This window comes from Desulfocurvus sp., assembly GCF_023230885.1.
In the GTDB taxonomy this organism is placed as follows: Bacteria; Desulfobacterota; Desulfovibrionia; order Desulfovibrionales; family Desulfovibrionaceae; genus Desulfocurvus.
Genome location: NZ_JALNWM010000005.1, coordinates 1 through 16136, shown reverse-complemented (window position 1 = coordinate 16136; position 16136 = coordinate 1). Strand labels below are relative to the sequence as shown.

Genomic DNA, 16136 nt, shown 5'->3' with positions numbered 1-16136 from the left:
GTGGACCACCAGGGGACGATCATCCGCCCGCCCAACGAGGCTGGCAGCATCCTGTTGCAGGTTGCCGTGGGCTGCGCCCACGGCGCCTGCACCTTCTGCGGGGCCTACCACGGCCACCCCTACCGGCCCAAGGACGCGGCCACCGTGGCCGCCGACGTGGACCTCGCCGCGCGCCGGCACCAGGACCGGCGCCGGGTGTTCCTGTGCGGGGGCGACGCCCTGGCCCTGCCCGTGGCGCGGCTGCTGGACGTGCTGGCCCTGGTGCGCGCGCGCCTGCCGTGGGTCACCCGGGTGGGGGCCTACGCCAGCGCGCGCTCCCTGGGCGCGCGCGACGACGCCGAGCTGCGCGCCCTGCGCCGGGCCGGGCTGGCAACGGTGTACATGGGCCTGGAGTCGGGCGACGACGCCGTGCTCGCCCGGGTGCGCAAGGGCGCGGACAGCGCCTTTATCGTGGCCCAGGGCCGCCGGGCGCGCGCCGCGGGGCTGCGGCTAAGCGTGACGGTGCTGCTCGGGCTGGCCGGGGAGGCCGGGGCCCAGGCCCACGCCCGGGCCACCGGCGCGGCGCTCACCGCCCTGGAGCCGGAGCACATCGGCGCGCTGACGCTGGTGCTCGTGCCCGGCACGCCGCTTTTCGCCGACGCGGCCGCCGGGCGCTTCGTCCTGCCCGGGCCGTCGGCCATGCTGGCCGAGCTGCGTACCCTGCTGGAGCACACCAGCCCGCCGCGCGGCCTGTTCCTGGCCGACCACGCATCCAACCACCTGCCTTTGCGCGTGCGCCTGCCCGGCGGCAAGGCCGGGGCCCTGGCCCGCATCGACGCGGCCCTGGCCGGGCGCGTGCCCCTGCGCCGCCAGCGCGGCCTGTAGTCCCCCCCTTCCGGCGGGCCCCGGGTCCCGTTTTTCTGAATGCGGTTTCATATGGGCAACAACTTTCAAAAATGAAGGATGTTGAGCATAAATTTTTCGAAATTCGCAATTTCGGCCATTGCCGATAATCGATGGATGCTATATGATAAAAGGGTCATTCTTCATTTTGCTGGTCCGGCGAAAGCTCCGGCCAGGAGGACATCCATGACCGAAGGAAACACCGTGATCCATCGCCGCGTGCTGCGCGACGAAGTGGCCGACTATCTTGTCGACGCCATCCTGAGCGGCGCGTTCCGTCCGGGCGAGAAGATCGTCGAGACGCGCATATCCAAGGAACTCCAGGTCAGCCAGGGCGCCGTGCGCGAGGCCATCCGCGACCTCATCGCCCAGGGTTTCCTGGAAACCGAGCCCTACAAGGGCACCCGCGTGCGCGAGTTCACCCCCGCCGAGCTTGGCGACTACTACGCCGTGCGCATCGCCATGGAGACGCGGGCCGTGCAGTGGGCGCGCGAGCGCCGGGAGTCGGGCGACCTGGACCTGACCGAGCTGCGGGCCATCGCCGCGAAGATGCACCAGTGCGCCGCCTCCGGGGACACCAAAAACCTGCGCAAGCTGGACATCGACTTCCACAAGGCCCTGGTGCGCGCCTCGGGCAACGCCTTCCTGCTGCGCGCCTGGGAATCGCTGGGCAACGACTACTGGGCCTGCCTGGGCATCCACTACGGCGCCAAGGGCATCGACCCCCAGCGCCAGGCTTCCCTGCACGACGAGCTCATCGCCGTGTTGGAGAACCAGGACCTGGCCGCCGTGGGCACCGCCATCGAAGATCATTTCGCGGATATCCGCGCCATCTTCGGGCAATAGCACGGAGGGACCGACCGGCCGCCCAGGCGCCGGGGGCCGCCCTCCCCACCGGGAGGGCGGCCCCCGCGTTTTGTGTGCCGCGCTGCGGGGCCGCGGGGCCCCGGGGTCTTAGCCTGCGTCCTTGGAGCGGGGCTTGCGCGCGCCCTTGCGGCGGGCCGGGGCGCCGTTGTCGCCGGCGCCGCCCCAGTCGCGCAGGGCCCGGCCCAGCTCGCCGAGCCGCGCGTCGGCCAGGGCGAACACCGAACCCCTGGTCCAGCCGGTCCTGGTGCGCGTGCCCGCCGGGGTGCCCGTGAGCAGCTCGATGCCCTGCTCCACGGTCCGCACGGCGTGGATGTGGAAGTCGCCGTCGCGCACGGCCTGGACCACCTCGGGGCGCAGCATGAGGTCCTTGACGTTGGCCTCGGGGATCATCACGCCCTGGCTGCCCGTGAGCCCGGCGCGGCGGCAGCACAGGAAGAAGCCCTCGATCTTCTCGTTGACCCCGCCGATGGGCTGGATCTCGCCCTTCTGGTTCACCGAGCCGGTGACGGCGATGTCCTGGCGCAGGGGCAGGCCCGAGAGGCTGGAGAGCAGGGCGTACAGCTCGGTGGAGGATGCCGAGTCGCCGTCGATGCCGCCGTAGGACTGCTCGAAGGCGATGCTGGCCGCCAGGGTCAGGGGCTTGTCCTGGGCGAAGCGCTCGCGCAGGTAGCCCGCCAGGATGAGCATGCCCTTGTTGTGCGTGGGCCCGGACATGTCGGCCTCGCGCTCGATGTTGATGATGCCCTCCTTGCCCAGGGCCGTGGAGGCCGTGATGCGCGAGGGCCGTCCGAAGGCGTGGTCGCCCAGGGAGTAGACGGCCAGGCCGTTGACCTGGCCGACCTTGGCCCCGTCCACGTCCACGAACAGGCTGCCGCGGTCGATCATCTCCTGGAGGTGCTCCTCCGCCTGGTTGGAGCGCCGCACGCGCGCGTCCACGGCGGCCAGGACGTGTTCGGCCCCCACGGCGGCGGCCGCGGCGCCGCGGGCCTGGTAGTCGGCCTCGGCCAGCAGGTCGGCCAGGGCCGGGAAGGCCGTGGTCATCTTCTCCTGGCGCCCGGCCATGCGCACGGCCTCCTCGGCCACGGCGGCCACGCCCGAGGCCGCGAAGGGCAGCAGCCCCTGCTTGTCCACCTCGGCGCGCACGAAGCGGGCCAGCTGCTCCAGGGTCCGCTCCGTGCGGTCCATGGACGATTCGTAGTCCGCGCGGACCTTGAAGATCTTGGGCACGTCGGGGTCGTAGCGGCGCAGCAGGGAGTGGATGCGCGCGTCGCCAAGCACCACGACCTTCACGTCCATGTCGATGGGCTCGGGCTTGAGGCCCGTGGACGAGATGAAGTAGTATGGGTCGTAGGTCTCGATCTCGATGGTCTCGGTCTTGAGCGAGCGCTTGAGGGTCTGCCAGACCCCGGGCTCCATGATGGCGTCCAGCAGGTTGATGACCAGGTAGCCGCCGTTGGCCCGGACGAAGGAACCGGCCTTGATCTTGGTGAAGTCCGTGCGCCAGGTGCCCATGCGGTCGGCCAGGCGCTCGATGCTGCCGAAGAGGTTGCGGTAGGTCGGGTAGGACTCCACGATCACCGGCGGGCCCGTGCGCTGGGAGTTGTCCACCAGCAGGTTCACGGAGTAGGGGTGCAGGATGGCCTCGGGGCCGGGCGGGGCGGGCATGAAGGGCAGGCCCTGGGGCGCCGGGGCGCCGCCGCCCAGCATGCGGATGTCGTCCAGGTTCTTGCCCATGTGCTCCAGCACGGAGTCGAGGTAGGCCCGGACCTTGGGGGCCGGGTAGCGCTCGTACAGCGGTTCCAGGTGCTCGCGGGCCAGGGTGGTGAACATCAGGCGGTCCACCTCCTGGTGCTTGGCGGCCACGGCCTTGTGCAGCTCGCGGACCTTCTGGACGATGGCGTCCAGCTCTTCCTTGAGCTCCAGGCGCCGGTCGCGCAGGCGCTCGAACTCCTCGCGGGGGAAGCTCCCGGCCTCCACCAGCTCCTCCAGGTCCACCATGCGCTTGGGCTCGCCGTCCACCAGAGGCACAAGGTCCGGCCGCTGGATGGGCCCCATCTGCATGCGCACCACCACAAGCCCGGTGTCCTTCACCTTGTCCTCGATGGACTTGTAGAACTCGCGGACCTGGCGTTCGTGGGCCTCGGCGATGGCGTTCTTGCGGGCGATGTATTCCTCGCTCTCGAAGAGCTGGGGCGCCTCGCGGCGCACGTCGTCCAGGAACTTGCGCATGCCCTCCTTGAACCGCGCGCCCTCGCCCGCGGCAAAGCGCAGCAGGACCGGCTGCTCGGGCCGCTCGAAGTTGTTCGCGTAGCACAGGTCGTCGGGCACGCCGTCGGTGGCGGCCAGCTCGGCCAGAAGCCGCTTCACCGTGGCCAGGCGGCCGCTGCCGGGCTGGCCGGTGACGAAGATGTTGTAGCCCTTCTTGGCCATGCCCATGCCGAAGCGGAAGGCCTCCACCCCGCGCTCCTGGCCGATGATCTCGTCCAGGGGCTCCAGGTCGTCGGTGGAGGAGAAGGGCAGGGTCGCGGGGTCGAGCCGCCAGCGGAGCTGGTCGGCGGGCACCTCGTGGGTCTTGGTCCTGGTGCGGGCCATGTGGTCCTCCTGGGCGTTCAGGGCGTGGAACGGGACAGCCCGCAGCCGTGGGCCGCGCGCCGGGGGATGCGGATCTCGATGATTCCGTCGCGGTACTGGGCCGCCACGTCCCGGGCGGCCACCGCGCATGGCAGGTACAGTTCCTTGCGGAAGGATTCGGCGCGCAGGCCGCCTTCGGTGCGCGTGACGCGGCGGGCGGTGATGGTCACCCGGCGGCGGGCCACGGCCACGCCGATGTCCTGCGGGTCCAGCCCCGGGGCGGCCACGCGCACCACCAGCCCGTCGCCCTCCTCGTCCACCGTGAGCCCGGCTTCGCCGAAGGGCCGGGCCGGAGGCAGGCCGAAGTCCGTGCACAGCGCTTCGAACCGGCGGTCCATGTCGCGTTTCATCTTCGATATCTGCGTCTCGCCCCAGAGCTTGAGGTCGGCCATGGTCTGCGTCCTCCTTGGCGGGTGGCGGCCGCAGCGCGGGGGCGCGCCGCCGCAACGGGGATCCTGTCATGTACAGTAAGGGTTTTGCGACGCATTTCAAGCCCGCCGGGGTTCCATCCCGGACCGCAGGGGCCTTTGGGCGCTTTCCTTCGCGTCGCGATGTGTGTACATTCCGGGCGGTTCCCGCACCCGGCCCCCCGCGCGACGGGCCGCAGGCCCCGGAGGACGGAGTCCCCATGTCCATCAAGCTCAAGATAGCCCTGATGATCCTCGCCATCCTGGCCGCCGTGGCCGGGGCGGTGGGCTTTTTTTCCAAGCGCGACGTGGAGAGCGCCGTGTTCGTGGCCGAGCAGCGCGCCGCACGCAACGTGCTGCATCTGGTGGACCTGGACGTGCAGGGCCGCCACAAGAGCATGGTCATGGAGCGCCTGGCCACGGTCCGGGCCCTGAAGACCCAGCTCGCCAGCCTGAACGCCGTGGTTCTCTCGGGGGTGGACCGCTTCCGCGAGCTGGCCCGCGCCGGGCGCATCTCCGAGAAGCGGGCCCGGGCCCTGGCCCTGGAGTGGATCGCCACCCTGGCCCCGGGCCAGGGCGAATACCTCTTCGTCTACGACGCCAAGGGCCGCGCCCTGGCGTATCCGGAGCCGGAAATGGTCGGGGCCGACCTGTCCGTGTTCACCGACGTGAAGGACCGCAAGGTCACCGCCTCCATGCGCGAGGAGGCCCGCCGCCAGGGCACCGCCAGCACCACCTACTACTGGAAGCGCATCGGCGGCACCGAACAGGTGCGCAACTTCGGCCTGTTCACCTACTACCCCGCGTGGGACTGGATGCTCGGCGCCGCCGTGGACATCGAGGACATCGAGCGCGCCGAGCGCCGCAAGCTGGAGCAGATCGTGGGCATCCTGGCCGGGAACCTGGACAAGGTGACCATCGCCCACAGCGGCTTCGTGACGGTGCTCTCCGGCGACGGCCGCGCCCTCATCCGCCCCGAGGGCGTCGCCGAGGACTTCGCCCTGGGCCGCAACCAGCTCACGGGCAACCGCCTGTTCGACGACATCGCGGCCCAGGCCGCCAGCGGCTCCGAGGGCCCGCTCTACTCCCTGCCCGAGGGCGCCGCCGACGCGGGCACCCGCGAGTCCTTCGTGCGCTACAACAAGGCCCTGGACTGGTACATCGTGACCACCGCCTATATGGCCGAGTTGCAGGCCCCGGCCCGGCGCCTGCTCTCGCAGCTGGCCGGTGTTGTGGCCGTGGTCCTGCTGCTGGGGCTGGCCGCCGGGCTGCTGCTCACCGCGCGCATCGCCCGGCCCCTGGAGCGCCTGGCGGGCTATGCCCGCGACCTGCACCGCCAGGACTTCCTGGCCGAGGAGCGCGCGGCCTCGCCGCTGGCCGGGCTGGCCGGAAGCCGGGGCGACGAGGTCGGGCGCCTGGCCGGGGCCTTCGAGTTCATGGAGCAGTCCCTGCGCCAGCGCATCCGCGAGCTCATGGACGCCACCGCCGCCCGCGAGCGCATCGAAAGCGAGCTCAACGTGGCCCACGACATCCAGATGGGCCTGTTGCCCAAGATCTTCCCGCCCTATCCCGCGCGCGAGGAGTTCGACCTCTACGCCGTGCTCGAACCGGCCAAGGAGGTCGGCGGCGACCTCTACGACTTCTTCTTCATCGACGAGGACCACCTCTGCCTGGCCCTGGGCGACGTGTCCGACAAGGGCGTGCCCGCCGCGCTGTTCATGACCATCACCATGACCCTGGTCCGCTCCGAGGCCAAGAAGACCCGGGACCCCGAGCGGATCATGGCCGCCGTGAACGACGCGCTCTCGCGCGACAACCCGCGCTCCATGTTCGTGACCCTGTTCCTGGGCGTGCTCGACGTGCGCACCGGCGAGCTGGCCTACGCCAACGGCGGCCACAACCCGCCCATCCTGGCCGACGACGCCGGGCCGCGCTTCCTCAAGGAGATCAGCGGGCCCATGGTCGGCGCCATGGAGGACATGCCCTACAGGCCGCTGACCCTGCATCTGGAGCCCGGAGCCCGGCTTTTCGTCTACACCGACGGCGTCACCGAGGCCATGAACGCCGCGCGCGACCTGTATTCCGACGAGCGCCTGCTTCAGACCGTGGCCGCCGTCCCCGGCGCCGAGCCCGCCGCCCTGGTGGAGGCCGTGCGCGCCTCGGTGCGCGAGCATGTGCTCGACGAGCCGCCCTCGGACGACATCACCATGCTCTGCCTGCGCTACAAAGGCCCCAGGGGCTGAACACAAGGACGGGGGGACGCATGGGCATAGTCAGGAACGGGGACCGGGTCATTCTCGACGGCTGCGACGTGGCCGACTGGGACGCCATGCGCGAGGCCTACCTGCGCCGTGTGGACCGCTACGGCACCGACCACCGCGCCTTCTTCTACAGCGACCAGGACCTCTACCGCCGCCGCCTGGAGCGCGCCGGGCGGGTGCTGGCCCCGCTCCTGGCCCCCGGGCACGCCGTGCTCGACGTGGGCTGCGGCGACGGCAAGCTGCTGGAACACCTGCCCCCCTGCCGCTACACCGGGCTGGACCTGGTCCCCGAGTTCGTGGCCAGCGCCGCCGGGCGCTTTCCGGGGCGCGATTTCCGCGTGGCCAACATCATGGAATGGACCGACCCGTGCGACTGGGTGCTGCTCATCGGCACCAGCGGCACCACGCCCTGCCTGGAGCGCATGGTCGAGCACTGCTGGGGCCTGTGCCGCGAGGGTATGGTTCTGGACGTGCTCGACGCCCGGCGCGACCCCGGCGGCGACCGTAATTCCTGCCACGCCGCCGACGTGCTCGATTTCTACCTGGAGCGTGGGGCCGCGCGGGTCTGTGTGGAGCCGACCCCCGCCCCCTGGACTTTCTTTATCGCCCAAAAAAAACTATGATCTGTCGTTCCGGCGCGGGCCGGGAAACGTTACCGCCACGGGAGTTTTGCCAATGCATACGATGTTTCGGCGTCTTTTGACCGCCCTGGTCCTGGTCGCCCTGGCCGCGGCCGCCTGCCCGGCGGCCGATACGCCCACCACGCCCGGCACCGACAACGGCAGGAAATGGCGCATCGCCTACTACGAGGGCGGCGAGTACATCGACTACCAGAAGAATTTCGTCGCCCTGCTCCACGGCCTGCGCGACCTGGGCTGGATCGCCTTCGACGAGGTGCCGCCCCAGCAGGGCGAGGGGGTCGGGGAACTCTGGAAATGGCTCGGCACCCTCGGCAGCCCGTACCTCGAATTCGTGCCCGACGCCTGCTACAGCGCCAACTGGGACGACGGCGTCCGGGCCAGCACCCGGGCCGCCCTGCTGGAGCGGCTGAAGGGCAAGGGCGACATCGATCTCGTCCTGGCCCTGGGCACCTGGGCCGGGCAGGATCTCGCCGTGGACGGCAACACCGTGCCCTGCGTGGTCATGGCCACCGCCAACCCCCAGAAGGCCGGGATCATCAAGAGCGCCGAGGACTCCGGGCGCGACAACATCCACGCCCGCATCGCCCCCGAGCGGTTCCTGCAACAGATCCGCGTGTTTCACGACGTGGTCGGCTTCCGCAAGCTCGGCGTGGCCTACGAGGACACCCCCGCCGGGCGCACCTACGCGGCCCTGGACGCCCTGGAGGCCCTGGCCCCGGAGCTGGGCTACGAGATCGTCCCCTGCCATACCAAGAGCGACATCGCCGACAAGGCCGAGGCCGAGGCCAGCGCCATCGCCTGCTTCCGCCAGCTGGCCGCCAGTGCCGACGCCCTGTATGTCACCGTGCAGGGCGGCGTCAGCGAGCGCAGCCTGCCCGAGCTGGTCAGGATCGCCCTGGACGCGCGCGTGCCCTCCTTCTCCCAGAACGGCTCCGACGAGGTCCGTCAGGGTCTGCTCATGAGCATCTCCCTGGCCGGATACAAGTACGTCGGCCAGTTCTACGCGCGCACCGTGGCCCGGATACTCAACGGCGCCAAGCCCCGCGCCCTGCCCCAGATATTCGAGGATCCGCCCAAGATCGCCATCAACCTCAAGACGGCCGAGATCATCCAGTTCGACCCGCCCGTGGACATGCTCCTGGCGGCGGACGAGGTCTTCGAGCAGATCGAGCCCGCGCCCTAGGGCGCGGGCCGCGCCCTCCGAGAGGGGCGGCACGGAATGCAGCGGATCATCATCGATTCCCAGAGCAACGGGCTGCTGCGCGGCTCCGCGCTGGAGCAGCGCTACGACCAGCGCGGCGGCCTGTGCCAGGTCGGCGCGGGGCATCTGGTGCTGACGACCGACCCGGTGGATCAGGATTTCCTGGGCTACTGGCGGGGGCTGGGCTTTTCCCTGCCCCGGCTCGTGAGCGCGGGGCCCTTCCATCCGGGGCGCACGCTCTCCGAGCTGGTGCTGGCCAGCCCCCGGGCCCGCGAGGCCATCGGCGAGACCGCCGCCGCCGGCCCGGCGCGCCTGGAGTTCTTCTGCATCGAGGAGCCCGAGCGCGCCCTGGCCCAGGCCCTGGGGGTGCCGGCCTACTGCCATTTCGGCCTGGCGCGTACCTATGCCAGCAAGCTGGCCTTCAAGGCCCTGTGCGCCGAGCTCGGCCTGCCCACGGCCCCCTGGTTCCACCATCCCGACCCCGCCGCCCTGGTCCGCCAGGGCGCCGCGCTCATGGCCGGGGGCCGCCGCGTGCTGCTCAAGACCGAGACCGGCATGGGCGGGGTGGGCTGCGGCGGCATGGCCGCCCCCGCCGATGTCCACGCCCTGGAGCGCGCCGTGCGTTCCCTGGCCGGGCGCCACGGCGCCCTGTTCCTGGAAACGCGCCTGGAACCCCTGCGCGCCGAGCTTTCGGTGCACTGGGAGATCACTGCCAGCGGCGAGGTCGTCGATGTCTGCGTCTTCGATTCCATAAACATCGACAACTCCTATCGCGGCACCCTGCACCCCGCCGAGAACGACCGCGCCCTGGCCGAGGCCGCCCGGCGCACGGTCCTGGAGGTCCTGGGCCCGCACTTCGCCGCCCGGGGGGGCCTTGGCTTCTACTGCTGCGACATCCTGGCCGACCAGGACGGCACCCTGCACTGGAACGACTTCAACCCCCGCAAGGGCGCCAGCGTCTATGTGCGCGACATGGTCCGCCGCCTGCGCGCCGCGCGGCTCGACGACCGGCCCGTGCACTACTGGCACGAGGGCCTGCGCCTGCGCCGCGCCCTGCCGGTGGGCCGCGTTCTCGAATTGCTCCGCGGGCTGCTCGACCCCGGCCCCGAGTCCTTCCTCGTGCTCTCCAATCCGGGCATCACCGCCTTTGCCCGCGCCGACCTGACCGCCATTTCCTGCGCCTCGCGCGCCCAGGCGCGCAGCCTGCTGGACACGGCCCGCGTCCGCCTGGGCGCCGCATAGGGCCCCGGGCGGGCGTTGGGCGGGCCGGACAGGCCGCCCGGGCGCCCGTCCCGCGTCGGCGCCCCGCAGGCGGCGCAAGCGGCCGGGCCGGATTCCGTGTGGAATCCGGCCCGGCCGTTTTTTGGGAGCAGGGCCGCGCGGGCGGCGGCCGGGGCTATTTTTCCGTGTGCAGCAGGCCCTTGGCGGCCAGGGTGGCCTCGGAGCGCGTGCACAGGCTGAAGAGCACGGTGATGGCCAGGTAGCCCACGCCGAAGAAGGTTATGGCGTCGGGCATGCCGAAGGTCAGCAGCATCCAGCCGAAGAGCATGGGCCCGATGATCTGCCCGGTGCGGCCCACGGAGTTGAACAGGCTCATGGCCGTGCCCTCGCCCAGCTCGTGGGTGGCCCGCAGCTTGAGCACGAAGGCCCGCGACGCGTCCAGGCTGCCCGAGACGCCAAGGAGCAGGGCCGTCAGGGCCGTGGCCTCCAGCCCGCCGAAGAAGTAGTAGGTGGTGAACCCCAGGCAGCCCGTGGCCCCGGAGAGGAAGATCAGGAATTTCTGGTTGCCGGCGCGGTCCAGGAACTTGGCCAGGTAGGGCGCCCCGTAGATCAGGCACACGCCGTAGAGCATGTACACGCGCCCGATGTCGGACTGGGACTGGCCGATCTCGGCCAGATAGATGGGGCTGAAATAGTACATGAAGCCCACGAAGGCCAGGGAGGCGGGGATGGAGCTGAACGCCACCAGGCCGAACACGTCGCGGTTGGCCAGGAAGCGCAGGGCGCGCGCCGGGGTCAGGCGGCCGCGGGCGCGGGCGCCGGGCACCAGGGGGCAGGAGGACGGCCGGGTCATGGCCCGGCGCAGGAAGCCCAGGGCGTAGGCCCCGGCGCAGACGAGGATGACCGTTCCGGCCAGCAGCACGGGCCGGAAGCCCACGCGTTCGGCCATCATGGCCCCGGCGGCGCCGCCGCAGATGCTGCCCGCGAACACACCCGCCCAGAGCTGGGCCATGCCCTGGGCCTTGCTGCCGCGGTCCGTCTGGCGGACGATGAAGCCCTGGGCGGCCATGATGAAGGCGCCGTAGCCCAGGCCCACCAGGCCGCGCGCGGCGATGAAGTGCAGCGCGTCGGGAGCCAGGGCGGACCAGACCGTGCCGCCCAGGGCGGCGGCCAGCCCGGCCCAGAAAGGCTCGTGCCAGCCCCGGCGGTCGATCCACGGCCCGGTTGCCAGCAGCGCCACGCCCACGAAGAGCATCTCGACGGAGATGGGCAGGCCGAGCACCACCTCGCGCGACAGGCCCAGGTCGGGCAGGGCCAGGGTCTTCATGTACAGCGGCAGGAAGGAGATGCACATGTCGATGCCAAGCAGGAACAGGAACGCCGCCGGACGGATGGCGCCGAAGGGCACGCCCGTCCCCGGCCCGGGGCAGGCCCGGTCCTCCGGGGGGGCGTTGGCGCCGTTGGTCCTGACGTACTGGTCCTTGATGAACAGGTTGGCCAGGATGAGCATCTCCACGAAGAACAGGATGGAGATGACCAGCACGGTGGCCGAGTCCTTGAAGATTTCCGTCAGCTTCTGGAGCATGGTCTGGCGCGAGACGTTGGCCACCAGCGAGCCGTGCAGCTCGCCTTCGCGCATGAGGGGCACGCGGGCGCGGTAGCGCGGGTCGTACTGTCCGTCCAGCGGGCCGGGGTCCAGCTCCGGCGAGGGGGCCCCGCCCGAGCGGTAGTCGAAGGCGCCCTGGTGCGTGCCCACGAACACGAGCCGCCCCGTGGCGTCGTAGAGGGCGATGTCGCGCAGCTCCGGCGAGGCCGTGATGATGTCGCCCAGAAGCTGGTCCAGCCCGCTCATGTTCTCCAGGCGCAGGCCCTTGGCCAGGAAGAACTCCACGTCCTCCTTGAGCAGGGTCATCAGCGTGTCGGCCTTGGTCTGGTTGATGGCCAGGAATTCGTCGCGGAAGGCGCGCAGGTTCATGCCCGCGAAGACGATCTGCGCCGAGCCCACCACCAGGAACAGCAGGATGGAGATGCGCCGCCCGGGCAGGCCCGAGGTCAGCGGCGCGGCGTGGGTCGCGAGGTTGAGGGCCAGGATGAGCAGGGCCATGCCGCAGACCATGACCCCGGCGAACACCTTGAGGTTGTGGTCGAAGAAGGGCCGCAGCAGCAGTTCGACCTGTTCGTCGCCGAAGCTGATGACCGTGTGTGCGACGACGCCCCCGGCGCCGGTGACGGGCAGGGCGATGGAGAACTGCCCGAGGTGTTTGACGAAGGAGGGCGGCGCGCCCAGGCCGGGCTCCCGGGGCGGGAACAGGGCCCGCAGGGCGGGGGGCAGGGTCTCGCCCGCCAGCCCGGGCGCCGTGGAATGCAGGATCAGTCCGTCCGGCAGGGCGATGGAGATGACGGTGCCGTCCTCGCGCAGCAGCTTGCGCTGGTAGCCCAGCGGGGTGTGGCGCAGGACCACGTTCTTGAATATCTGGGCCCGGGTGTCCGCGAGCACGCGCTCGATGCCGGTGAATTTGTCCAGGCGCTTGCCGAACTTGAGGGCCCGGTCCAGGGCGCGCTGCAAGTCCAGCGCCACGACGCGGTATTCGGAGAGGATGGCCTCGGTGTAGACCTTTTCCATGGATGCCGTGGTCAGCATGATGCTGAAGCCCAGCGACAGCAGCAGGAGCAGGAAGGCACACAGGGCGATCTTGATTTTCATGCGCGGGCCCCGGGGTTGGCGTTGCGTTCGGCCCGGGCACACTAGCGCGCCCCGGGCGCGGGCGCAACGGCCTTGCGCGCGGGCCTAGCGCAGCACCTCGCGCAGGGTGGCGTTGGTCGTGGCCACGCGGTCGGCCAGCAGGGCGACCACGAAGCGGTGGATGGCCGAGGCCAGGTCCGGGCGCTTGCGCTGGAGCAGGGGCATGGCCCTGGCAGGCAGGCGGTGGAGCACGCAGCGCTCGGCGGTGGTCACCGTGGCCGTGCGCGGCGCGGCGGTGTACAGGCCCATCTCGCCGAACACCGCCCCCGGGCCCATCTTCTTCAGCCGCAGGTGTCGGCCCTCTTCCAGGGCCATTTCCACGTTCACCGTGCCGCTTTCGATGAAGTACATGGCGTCGGGCGCGTCCCCCTGGCGGAAGACCGTCCGCCCCCGGGGCAGCTCCACCCGCGTGAGCACCCGGGCCAGCAGCGGGATGAGCCCGGGCTCGGGGAACACCGGGGCCAGCAGCTCGGGCAGGGTCTTGTGCTCCTGGTGCAGCTCGCCCGCGTCGTCCAGGATGTGGTCCTCGGCCCACTCCAGGGCGTAGTCCAGGGACGTGGCGGTGATGGACCCGCCGTCCTCGTCGGAAAGCGCGCAGCCCGCCCGGGCGAGCTGCGACTCCAGCTCCAGGGGCACGTTGGTGAACGCCAGCAGGAAGCCGCCGGACCTGGCGATCTGCTTCATGCGGATGAAGGAGATGGCCACCGACGAATCCAGCCCGCTGGTGAAGGTGAAGTCCAGCAGCACGAAGCGCAGGGGCTCGCGGTCCTGGTCGTGCAGCCGCGCGGTGATCATCTCGACCAGCCGGTTGGTGGTGCCCAGGAAGATGAACCCTTGCAGGGTCAGGACGTGGATCTGGTCGCCCTTGCGGCGCAGCACGGCCTGCTGGGCCGGGGCGCGGTCGGCGCTGCTGTGGTAGTGCGCGCCGGACAGCTCCAGGCGCACCACGCTCACCGAGCCGTAGCGCACGGCGGTGACCAGCAGGGCCAGGGCCGCGCCGATGCCCAGCCCCGGCAGCAGCCCCAGCGACGCCGTCAGCAGGAACACCAGCAGGAGCAGGGCGTAGTCGCCCTTGTGGGCAAAGCGGGCGCGCGTCTGCACCAGCCAGCGCCACAGCAGCGAGAAGCCCAGCCCCGCCAGGATGCCCGCCGGAACGAAGCGCGGCAGCAGCGGCAGCCACCGCTCAACCAGGATGAGGGCCGCGGCGCACACCGCAGCGCCGAGCAGCCCGGCCAGCACCCCCGAGGCCCCGGCCCGGCGGTTGCCCAGGCTGCGGTCCAGGGACAGGGTTCCCGGCATGCCTCCGGCCAGGGCGCACAGCACGTTGCCCGCCCCCAGCGCGCGGAATTCGCCGTCCAGGTCCACCGGCCGCCCGGTGACCACCTCGATCTCGGAAATGCGGATCATGGCCGAACAGGCCACCAGCCCGCCGAGGGCCGCCACATAGCCCGCCCCGTCGGCGATGACCAGCCAGTGGATGCGCCCCAGGAACCCGGGGTCCTGGACCTGGGTCCACGGCGTGGCGAGGGGCATGGCGTCGAACAGCCAGCCCAGGGCCCGGGCCTGCTCCAGGTCGATGCCCCGCCAGTGCAGGTAGGCGTGGCAGGCGCCGATGGCCGCGGCCAGCAGCGCGGCCATGGCGTAGGCGTTGCGCACCCAGCGCATGACCACGAAGGCCGCGAGCCCCAGGGCCAGGGCCGGGGCCCAGCGCAGGCACAGCCCGGCCTCGAAGTAGCGCGCCACGATGTCGGCCAGGCACACGCTGCGGCCCAGGGCCGCCCCGAACGCCTGCACCACCAGCATCAGCCCCACCGCCGCCAGTACGCCGCCCACCGCCTGGATGGGCACATAGCGCACATGGTCGCCGCTGCGCGTCAGGCCCACCGCCAGCAGCAGCACGCCCGTGAACAGCCCGCAGACCGCGATGGCCGCCAGGGTCGTCGCCAGGACGGCCTCGCCCGGGGCCCCGGCCATGCGCTGGCCCACGAACCCCGCGAGCAGGAAGAGCACCACGCCGGTCATGGTCTCGGGCCCGGCGGCGGCGAAGGAGATGCGGCTGGTCAGCGCCGCGGCCAGCCCCATGACCGTGGCGCTGATGAGGGCCATGGCCACCGCGTGGGGCGCATGGGCCAGGAGTCCGTCGTGGGAAAAGGCCAGCAGCCCCACCGCCAGGGAGAACAGCACCGCCAGCGCCCCCGTGGTCAGCCCCCCTGCGACGTTGCGCACCGCGCCGCCCTCCACCAGCCGGGGCCGCTGGTCCGCCTCCATGACCCGCGACAGCTCGGCCTCGGTGATGGCCTTGTGCTCCCGGGGCGCGCCCGGCGGCTCGGGCCGGGGGTCGATCACGTCCTCCAGGTGCAGGTCCACCGCGTCGGGAACGATCAGGGACGCCTCGCCGCAGCGCGGGCAGCGGACCTCGCGGTTCGCGAAGGTCTCCGGGAAGGTTTTGTCCAGCCCGCAGGAAGGGCATTTGAAGACCGCCACAGCTCGTCCCCCAATCTCCTGGTTTTCCTGGGACTGTACACGCCTTGCCCCGATGCTGGCAACCGTCCCTCTTCTTTCATCGGTTTTTACGGGGATTTGTATAGGCCGCCCCGGCGCCCCGGCGCCCGCGAAAGGGGAAAAAATGAAACAGGGGCTTGACCTTCCCCGGAAATGCTGTAGATTTGCCCTTGTCAGTAACAATTCCTGTTAACAGCCACACCAAGGAGCGAACATGAGCAAGACCGAACAGAACCTGATGGAAGCCTTTGCCGGGGAATCCCAGGCCAACCGCAAATATCTCGCCTTCGCCGAAAAGGCCGACAAGGAAGGGCACCACCAGGCCGCGCGGCTGTTCCGCGCCGCCGCCGCCGCCGAGACCGTGCATGCCCACGCCCACCTGCGGGCCCTGGGGGGCATCCGCTCCACAGCCGAGAACCTCAAGGAGGCCATCGAGGGCGAAACCCACGAGTTCAAGGAAATGTATCCGCCCATGATCGAGGACGCCAAGGCCGAAGGCCACAAGGCCGCCCTGCGTTCCTTCGAGTTCGCCAACGTGGTCGAGGCCGTGCACGCCAAGCTCTACCGCAAGGCCCTGGAGACGCTGGAAAACCCCGAACCGGCCGACTACTACGTCTGCTCCGTGTGCGGGCACACCGTCGAGAACGAGGCCCCGGACTCCTGCCCCGTCTGCAAGGCTGCGGGGAAGGCGTTCTTCAAGGTCGACTAGCCGCCCTGGCGCCGGGAAGGCGGGCGGCGGCGCAAGGCCCAAAGACAGCCGGGCCGGATCCCCCTGGGGGG

The 16136-nt window shown here is 70.9% G+C and carries 11 protein-coding genes; 7 read left to right on the top strand and 4 right to left on the bottom strand.

Going from position 1 to position 16136, the window contains the following annotated elements:
- Both M0P34_RS00795 and M0P34_RS00790 read left to right on the top strand, forming a co-directional pair.
- On the top strand, window positions 1-864 hold the full coding sequence (locus M0P34_RS00795; RefSeq protein WP_291495331.1) for a radical SAM protein: 864 nt from the start codon (window positions 1-3) through the stop codon (window positions 862-864).
- A gap of 204 nt (window positions 865-1068) precedes the next feature.
- A complete protein-coding gene (locus tag M0P34_RS00790) occupies window positions 1069-1728 on the top strand; it encodes a GntR family transcriptional regulator (RefSeq protein WP_291495329.1) in 660 nt (219 codons plus the stop codon).
- Between the two features lie 108 nt (window positions 1729-1836).
- Here the strand turns inward: M0P34_RS00790 and M0P34_RS00785 are convergent, their stop codons facing one another.
- On the bottom strand, window positions 1837-4341 hold the full coding sequence (locus M0P34_RS00785; RefSeq protein WP_291495327.1) for an ATP-binding protein: 2505 nt from the start codon (window positions 4339-4341) through the stop codon (window positions 1837-1839).
- A 17-nt stretch (window positions 4342-4358) separates the two neighbouring features.
- Window positions 4359-4772 (bottom strand): Hsp20/alpha crystallin family protein, encoded by a 414-nt coding sequence (locus tag M0P34_RS00780; RefSeq protein WP_291495325.1) that lies wholly within the window; start codon window positions 4770-4772, stop codon window positions 4359-4361.
- Window positions 4773-5008: 236 nt separating this feature from the next.
- On the opposite strand from M0P34_RS00780, the gene M0P34_RS00775 reads away from it, so the two are divergent.
- Genes M0P34_RS00775 through M0P34_RS00760 form a run of 4 tightly spaced genes read left to right on the top strand, consistent with a single transcriptional unit; the run spans window position 5009 to window position 10132 of the window.
- On the top strand, window positions 5009-7030 hold the full coding sequence (locus M0P34_RS00775) for a SpoIIE family protein phosphatase (protein ID WP_291495323.1): 2022 nt from the start codon (window positions 5009-5011) through the stop codon (window positions 7028-7030).
- A 20-nt stretch (window positions 7031-7050) separates the two neighbouring features.
- Entirely contained in the window at window positions 7051-7671 is a 621-nt protein-coding gene (locus M0P34_RS00770) for a class I SAM-dependent methyltransferase (protein ID WP_291495321.1), read from the top strand.
- 52 nt (window positions 7672-7723) lie between these two features.
- A complete protein-coding gene (locus tag M0P34_RS00765; protein WP_291495319.1) occupies window positions 7724-8872 on the top strand; it encodes an ABC transporter substrate binding protein in 1149 nt (382 codons plus the stop codon).
- A gap of 36 nt (window positions 8873-8908) precedes the next feature.
- Complete coding sequence (locus M0P34_RS00760; RefSeq protein WP_291495317.1) at window positions 8909-10132, top strand: hypothetical protein; 1224 nt, start codon at window positions 8909-8911, stop codon at window positions 10130-10132.
- A gap of 154 nt (window positions 10133-10286) precedes the next feature.
- Here M0P34_RS00760 and M0P34_RS00755 read toward each other — a convergent pair whose 3' ends face one another.
- Together M0P34_RS00755 and M0P34_RS00750 are read right to left on the bottom strand one after the other, a co-directional pair.
- Window positions 10287-12815 (bottom strand): MFS transporter, encoded by a 2529-nt coding sequence (locus M0P34_RS00755; RefSeq protein WP_291495315.1) that lies wholly within the window; start codon window positions 12813-12815, stop codon window positions 10287-10289.
- Between the two features lie 84 nt (window positions 12816-12899).
- On the bottom strand, window positions 12900-15338 hold the full coding sequence (locus M0P34_RS00750) for a cyclic nucleotide-binding domain-containing protein (RefSeq protein WP_291495313.1): 2439 nt from the start codon (window positions 15336-15338) through the stop codon (window positions 12900-12902).
- Between the two features lie 232 nt (window positions 15339-15570).
- On the opposite strand from M0P34_RS00750, the gene M0P34_RS00745 reads away from it, so the two are divergent.
- Window positions 15571-16065 (top strand): rubrerythrin family protein, encoded by a 495-nt coding sequence (locus tag M0P34_RS00745; RefSeq protein WP_291495310.1) that lies wholly within the window; start codon window positions 15571-15573, stop codon window positions 16063-16065.
- The last annotated feature ends 71 nt before the right edge of the window (window positions 16066-16136 follow it).

Coding starts and splice junctions, on each gene's coding strand:
- M0P34_RS00790 (WP_291495329.1), top strand. CDS start 1,069: ATGACCGAAGGAAACACCGTGATCCATCGCCGCGTGCTGCGCGACGAA.
- M0P34_RS00785 (WP_291495327.1), bottom strand. CDS start 4,341: ATGGCCCGCACCAGGACCAAGACCCACGAGGTGCCCGCCGACCAGCTC.
- M0P34_RS00780 (WP_291495325.1), bottom strand. CDS start 4,772: ATGGCCGACCTCAAGCTCTGGGGCGAGACGCAGATATCGAAGATGAAA.
- M0P34_RS00775 (WP_291495323.1), top strand. CDS start 5,009: ATGTCCATCAAGCTCAAGATAGCCCTGATGATCCTCGCCATCCTGGCC.
- M0P34_RS00770 (WP_291495321.1), top strand. CDS start 7,051: ATGGGCATAGTCAGGAACGGGGACCGGGTCATTCTCGACGGCTGCGAC.
- M0P34_RS00765 (WP_291495319.1), top strand. CDS start 7,724: ATGCATACGATGTTTCGGCGTCTTTTGACCGCCCTGGTCCTGGTCGCC.
- M0P34_RS00760 (WP_291495317.1), top strand. CDS start 8,909: ATGCAGCGGATCATCATCGATTCCCAGAGCAACGGGCTGCTGCGCGGC.
- M0P34_RS00755 (WP_291495315.1), bottom strand. CDS start 12,815: ATGAAAATCAAGATCGCCCTGTGTGCCTTCCTGCTCCTGCTGCTGTCG.
- M0P34_RS00745 (WP_291495310.1), top strand. CDS start 15,571: ATGAGCAAGACCGAACAGAACCTGATGGAAGCCTTTGCCGGGGAATCC.